5 protein-coding genes are annotated in these 6,286 nt (G+C 66.8%); all 5 read right to left on the minus strand.

Annotated features, from left to right (window positions below; all coding sequences use genetic code 11):
• Positions 1-19: 19 nt before the first annotated feature.
• Complete coding sequence (gene metG, locus ACQ5SA_RS12620) at positions 20-2,098, minus strand: methionine--tRNA ligase (RefSeq protein ID WP_499314398.1); 2,079 nt, start codon at positions 2,096-2,098, stop codon at positions 20-22.
• A 102-nt stretch (positions 2,099-2,200) separates the two neighbouring features.
• The gene (locus tag ACQ5SA_RS12625; RefSeq protein ID WP_100553177.1) at positions 2,201-2,650 is read right to left on the minus strand and encodes a DUF2147 domain-containing protein; all 450 of its coding nucleotides are present in this window, start codon (positions 2,648-2,650) and stop codon (positions 2,201-2,203) included.
• A 430-nt stretch (positions 2,651-3,080) separates the two neighbouring features.
• Positions 3,081-3,485: an SMU1112c/YaeR family gloxylase I-like metalloprotein gene (gene gloA2 / locus ACQ5SA_RS12630; protein WP_499314393.1), complete on the minus strand. Its 405-nt coding sequence runs from the start codon at positions 3,483-3,485 to the stop codon at positions 3,081-3,083.
• Positions 3,482-4,552 carry a serine hydrolase domain-containing protein gene (locus ACQ5SA_RS12635; protein ID WP_363732292.1) on the minus strand — a complete coding sequence of 357 codons (1,071 nt, stop codon included), beginning with the start codon at positions 4,550-4,552 and terminating at the stop codon, positions 3,482-3,484. The genes gloA2 and ACQ5SA_RS12635 overlap by 4 nt, the downstream gene beginning before the upstream one ends.
• A 16-nt stretch (positions 4,553-4,568) precedes the next feature.
• A partial coding sequence (locus ACQ5SA_RS12640) for a DUF885 domain-containing protein (protein ID WP_499314394.1) occupies positions 4,569-6,286 on the minus strand: 1,718 nt, incomplete at its 5' end.

A 6,286-nucleotide genomic window follows, 5' to 3' on the forward strand; every position in this document is an offset into this window, starting at 1 on the left:
GGGCCGCGCCCGTGTTGCATCAACGCACCGGCATGCCCGGCTGCGCGCTGCTGTCGGCGTCCAGCAGCGCCAGCGCGCCGCCATCGAAACCGGCCGACAGGATCATGCCTTCGCTCAGGCCGAAGCGCATCTTGCGCGGGGCCAGGTTGGCGATGAACACCACGCTGCGGCCGACCAGCGCTTCCGGCTCGCCGTAGCTGGCGCGGATGCCGGAGAAGATCTGGCGCTTGCCGAGTTCGCCGGCATCCAGTTCGAAACGCAGCAGCTTGTCCGAGCCTTCCACGAACTCGCACACCAGCACCTTGCCGATGCGCAGGTCGAGCTTGGCGAAGTCGTCGATGCCGATGTAGGCCGGCGCGTCAGCGCTGTTTGCTTCGTCCTTGGCCACCACCGGTGCGGCAGGCTTTGCGGCTTCCACCTTGGCTGCGGGGGCAGCAGCGGCAGCGGTCAGGGTGTCCTTGGAGGCGTCGATCATGGCGTCAATCTTCTTCGGGTCGATACGGGTGAACAGCGGGGTGTATTCGGTGATGCGGTGGTCCAGCAGCGGCTGTGCCAGCTCGGTCCAGTCATTCACCGGCGCGGCCAGGAAGGCCTCGGCCTGCGCAGCGGTGGCCGGCAGCACCGGCTTCAAGGCGGTGACCAGCACGCGGAACAGGTTCAGGCCCTGGCTGCAGACCGCCTGCAGCTGCGCGTCGGCGCCTTCCTGCTTGGCGATCACCCACGGCTTGACGTCATCGATGTAGCGGTTGGCTTCATCGGCCAGGGTCATGGTCAGGCGGATCGCTGCGGCCGGGTCGTTGCGCTCGTACGCCTCACGGATCGGCGCCAGGCCATCGACGAAGCGCTGGTACTGCGCCGCGTCGGGCAGCTGCGCGGCCAGCTGGCCATCGAAGCGCTTGCTGATGAAACCGGCGCAGCGGCTGGCGAGGTTGACGAACTTGCCGACCAGATCGGCGTTGACGCGGGCGATGAAGTCGCCCAGGTTCAGGTCGAGGTCGTCGACGCCGCCACCGGACTTGGCGGCGAAGTAGTAACGCAGCGCCTCCGGTTCCAGGCCGGCATCCAGGAACGTACGCGCCATCACGAAGGTGCCGCGCGACTTGCTCATCTTCGCGCCATCGACGGTCAGGTAGCCGTTGACGTGCAGGCGGGTCGGCGCGCGGTGGCCGGTGCCGTGCAGCACCGCCGGCCAGAACAGGCCGTGGAAATTGACGATGTCCTTGCCGAGGAAATGATGCAGCTCGGTGCTGGTGCCGGCGCGCAGGTGCGCTTCGAAGTCCTCGCCGATCTTGCCGCACAAGGTCTGGAAGCTGGACAGGTAGCCGATGGGCGCGTCCAGCCAGACGTAGAAGTACTTGCCCGGCTGGCCGGGGATCTCGAAACCGAAGTACGGCGCATCGCGCGAGATGTCCCACGCACGCAGGCCACCTTCGGCGTTGAGCCATTCACCGAGCTTGGCCTTCACGCCGGGCAGGGCGACATCGCCGGCCAGCCAGTCGCGCAGGAAGCCGTCGAAGTGGCCGACCTCGAAGAAGAAGTGCTCGGAATCGCGCATTTCCGGGGTGGCCCCGGAGATCACCGAGCGCGGTTCCTTCAGGTCGGTCGGCGCATAGGTGGCACCGCAGACTTCGCAGTTGTCGCCGTACTGGTCGGCGCTGCCGCAGTTCGGGCAGATGCCCTTGACGTAGCGGTCGGGCAGGAACATGCCCTTGGCCGGGTCGTAGAACTGCGCCACCGAACGGCGGCTGATGTGGCCGGCCGCTTCCAGCTTCAGGTAGAACGCCTCGGTCAGCGCCTTGTTGGCCGCCGAATTGGTCGAGTCGTAATGGTCGAAGGCGACGCCAAAGGCAGCGAAATCGCGTTCGTGACTGGCCTGGATGTTGGCGATGAAGGCTTCCGGGGTGACCCCTGCCTTCTCCGCAGCCAGCATGATCGGCGTGCCGTGGGTGTCGTCGGCGCACACGAACCAGGCCTTGCCGCCGCTCATTCGACGCGCACGCACCCAGATGTCAGCCTGGATGTAGCCGACCAGGTGGCCCAGGTGCAGCGGGCCGTTGGCGTAGGGCAGGGCGGTGGTGACGAGCGCGGTACGGGTCATGGTCACGGGGTGCAGCCAGGGGGAACCGGGGATTATCGCATGCCCGCAACGCAGTGACCCGGCCGGAGCCGGGTCACTGGGGGCCGTGCAGGACCGGTGCGCTTACTCGCGCACCCAGGTCTGCGTGCGGCAGATGAAGGCGATGCAGCCGGCCACATCCAGCTTGGTGCCGCCGGACTGGAGTTCCAGCTTGGACTTGTAGGTCTTGCCGTTGCCCGGGTCGAGGATGGTGCCGCCGGACCACTTGCTGGTGCTGCCCTTGTCCTGGGCCAGGTTCCAGAGGATCGTCATGCCGCGCACCGGCTTGTTCTTGTTGGCGCCTTCACAACCGTCGCAGACCGGGTTCGGGCCCTTGTCCGAATGCAGGATCTCGACCACCCGGCCGGTCAGCGTGCCGTTGGCGGCCTGGCTGATCTCGACGATCGACTTCACCTTGCCGGTCTTGTCGTCGATGGTCTTCCAGCGGCCGGCAGCACTGTCGGCGGCCTGCGCGGAGAGCGCGGCCAGGCACAGCGGCAGCGCCAGCAACAGGGTCTTGAAGGTCTTGCGCATGGTCCCCTCCCAGGGTTCATTCCGGCACGATGCCGGTACGGGTCGACTGTATACCCATTCGGCGGGGTATGGGGAAGGGGGGGGGCTCGGCCGGGTGGCGCCCGGCACCCGCAACGGCAACGGCAACGTCAAAAGCAACGGCAACAGCCGGCGTTCCGTGGGATGGCGGGGTGGGTCCGGTGGCGGGGGACGCCGTGAACCCATCCCTGGGGGCTTGGCCGCGGCATCCATGCCGCGGACACCCCCGCAACCGGACCCACCCCGCCTTCGACAGGTTCCTGCAATCTGCCGGAATGGCATGGCCTGCTGTTGGTAGGTGTCGACCTTGGTCGACACACAGCATGGATGAACATCTGTCGGTGGATGAATCTCTGTCGATTGAGAGTAGATCCACGCCATGCGTGGATGAATCTCCTCGATTGAAAAATGCTCAACCGATTTCGTACAGCTCCAGCGGCAGGTCGTCGGGGTCGGCGAAGAAGGTGAAGCGGCGGCCGGTGTATTCGTCTACGCGGATCGGTTCGCAGGCTACGCCGTGGCTGGCCAGGCGTTCGATGAAGGGTTCCAGTGCGGTTACGCGGAACGCGAGGTGGCGCAGGCCCTGGGCTTCCGGGCGGCTGGGCCGTGTGGGCGGGGAGGGGAAGGAGAACAGCTCCAGTTGGCCGCCATCGGGCAGGGCGAGGTCCAGCTTCCACGAGTCGCGTGCGGTGCGGTGGTTCTCGGCCAGTATGCGCAGGCCCAGCACGCGCACGTAGAAGTCTTTCGAACGGGCGTAGTCGCTGCAGATCAGTGCGGCATGGTGGATGCCCAGCAGGCCGGTGGTATCGGGGGTCATTGCAGGGTGTCCAGCCAGCGCTGGGCGATCTTCAGCGCCAGCGGATAGGGTTCGGGGGCGTTGCGGTTGCTCAGCACGATCACGGTCAGGTGTTTGTCCGGGTAGCGCAGGATCACGTTGCGGAAGCCGATGCTTTCGCCGCTGTGCCACTGCATGCGGCCGTTCAAGCGCCAGCCGAAACCGTAGTGCGGTACGTCCGCTTCGGTGGTGGCGGTGGCTGGGCTGAACATCGCCTTGCGTGATGCGGCTGACAGCAGGCGGTCGTCGTAGAGGGCTGCATCCCAGTGGGCGAGGTCGTCCAGCGAGGAATAGATGCCACCGTCGCCGAGTACGGCGCTGGTGGTGCTCTGGTCGGTGCGTTGCCAGTGGCCGTCAATCTCGCTGTAGCCATAGGCACGCTGCGCGACCACGTCGACACCGTCCTGGTGGGCGACGGTGTGCGCCATGCCCAGCGGCTGGAAGATGCGCTGCTGCAGGAAGCTGGCAAAACCGGTGCCGGCGGCGCGGCCGACGATCAGCGCCAGCAATGCGTAGCCGCTGTTGCTGTAGCGGTACTGCGTACCGGGTGCGAAGGCGAGCCGATCTTCGCGGGCCAGAAGGGCCAGCACATCGGCATCGTGCACCTGCCGAGTATCGGCAGGGTCCATCAGGTCTTCGTAGTCCAGCAGACCGCTGGTGTGCGACAGCAACTGTCGCAGGGTGATGGCGGCAGCGGCGGGCGGCAGTTCCGGCAGCCAGCGCCGCGCCGGCTGGTCCAGCGCGAGGCGGCCATCTTCGACCAGCAGCAGTACGGCGGCGGCAGTGAACTGCTTGCTGACCGAAGCAAGGCGGAAGTTGCTGGCCGGCGTCACGGCGCTGCCATCTTCGACCACGGCCAACCCGTAGCCGCGGCGGAATACCGGCTGGCCGTCGTGCAGCACCAGCACCGCCGCGCCCGGCACTTGGCCGTCATAGGCCTGCATCAGGCCATCAACGCCTGCATCCGGCGGCGCCACCGGTACCGCCGCCATAGTCAGCGACGGCAGCAGGGCGAGGGCGGTGGCGCACAGCAGGGCGGCAGGGCGCATGGCAGCTCCGTTACGGTCAGGGCGCGGGTGCTGGTGTTGCGGTGGCCGGCTGGGCCAGCCAGCGTTCGATCTTGTGGTCCAGCACATCCAGTGGCATCGAACCGTCCTTCAGCACTTCGGCATGGAAGCGACGCAGGTCGAATGCTGCACCCTGGCGTGCCTTGGCCTTGTCGCGCAGGGCGATGATCGTGGTCAGGCCCGCCACGTTGGACAGCGCCTGACCAGGCTGGGCCATGATCCGTTCCACTTCCGCATTGGCATCGTCAGCGCTCATGTCCACGGTCTTCTGCAGATAGGTCACGGCCTGCTGCTTGCTCCAGCCCTGCGCATGCACGCCGGTGTCGGCGACCACGCGCGCGGCGCGCAGCAGGCGCGAGTACAGATAGCCGATGCGGTCGTACGGATCGCTGTACGCGCCGAGGTCTTCGCCCAGGGTCTCCGCATACAGGCCCCAGCCTTCGACGAAGGCGAGGTCACCGCCGAGGCGGCGGAAGCGCGGCAGCTTGGTCAGTTCCTGCTGCAGGCCCAGCTGCACGTGGTGGCCGGGAATGGCTTCATGCAGATACTGCACCGGCACGTTCCAGCGCTTGCGGCTGGGCAGGTCACGGGTGTTGACGAACAGCACGCCGGGTTGCCCCGGGGGTGACGGCTGGTAGGAGGCTGCGGCGGCGGTCATGGCGCGCTCCGGCTCCACTGCATGGATCTGCAGCGGCGCCTTCGGCAGGGTGTCCAGCACCTGCGGCAGGCGTGCATCGACCTGCTGCTGCACCTGCCGGTAGCGGTTGAGCAGCGCGTTGGCATCGCTGTACTGGAACTGGCGGTCGTTGCGCATGCTGCGCAGCAGCTTGGCCTGCGAACTGCGCAGCTTGCCGTCGCGCATCACCGTGGTGATCTGCGCCTGCAGCTCCTGCACGCGCTGTTCGCCCAGCGCATGCAACTGCGCGGCGGTCTGCTGGCTGGCGGTGGTCTGCACGATCAGATTGGCGTACCAGGCCTGCCCGTCGGGCAGTGCGCCCAGGCCGCTGCTGCTGCGCGTGGCAGGTAGGTATTCGGTGGCGATGAAGCCACGCAGGGCGCGGTAGGCCGGCATGATGCGCAGTTCGATCATGCGCTTGTACTCGGCGCTGATGCGCGCCTTGTCTTCGGCGGAGATGGACTCCGGCATGGTCCGGATCGGCGACCAGAAGATGCTCTCTTCGGCGGTCGGCTTGATCACTGCATCCAGTTGCGGCAGCACCTTTTCCATCAGGTCGCGCGGTTGCACCACGCCGGCCTTCATGCCCTGGCGCATGTTGGCGATGGCCTGGTCGAACAGATCGGGAATGCCCAGCGAGCGGCGCGACCAGGTGTCGTAGTCCTTGGCCGTGTTGAACGGCTGCGCGCCAGCACCGGCGCCGAGGATGGCCATGATGCTGCCGACGTTGTAGTACTGGCTGATCGGCATCATCCAGCTCGGATAGCGTTCGGCGGCCAGCGAGGCGCGGGCGTCGCGCACGAAGATCTCGTAGCTGAGCAGGTCCTGTCCCTGCAGGCCGTCGCTGCCGATCTTCTCGACCTTGCCCAGCCATTCGGTGGTGAAGTCGTGCGATTGCTGGCGCCAGGCGGCGGACAGGATATTGGGCAACTGGTCGTTGTAGCGTGGTTCGCCCTGGAAGGTGGCCTGCAGCGGGTTCAACCGCATGGAGGCATCCCAGTATTCGTCGTACAAGCGCTCCAGCTGCACCTGCTTGGGTA

The organism is Stenotrophomonas indicatrix (genome assembly GCF_050573115.1).
Lineage (GTDB): Bacteria > Pseudomonadota > Gammaproteobacteria > Xanthomonadales > Xanthomonadaceae > Stenotrophomonas > Stenotrophomonas lactitubi_A.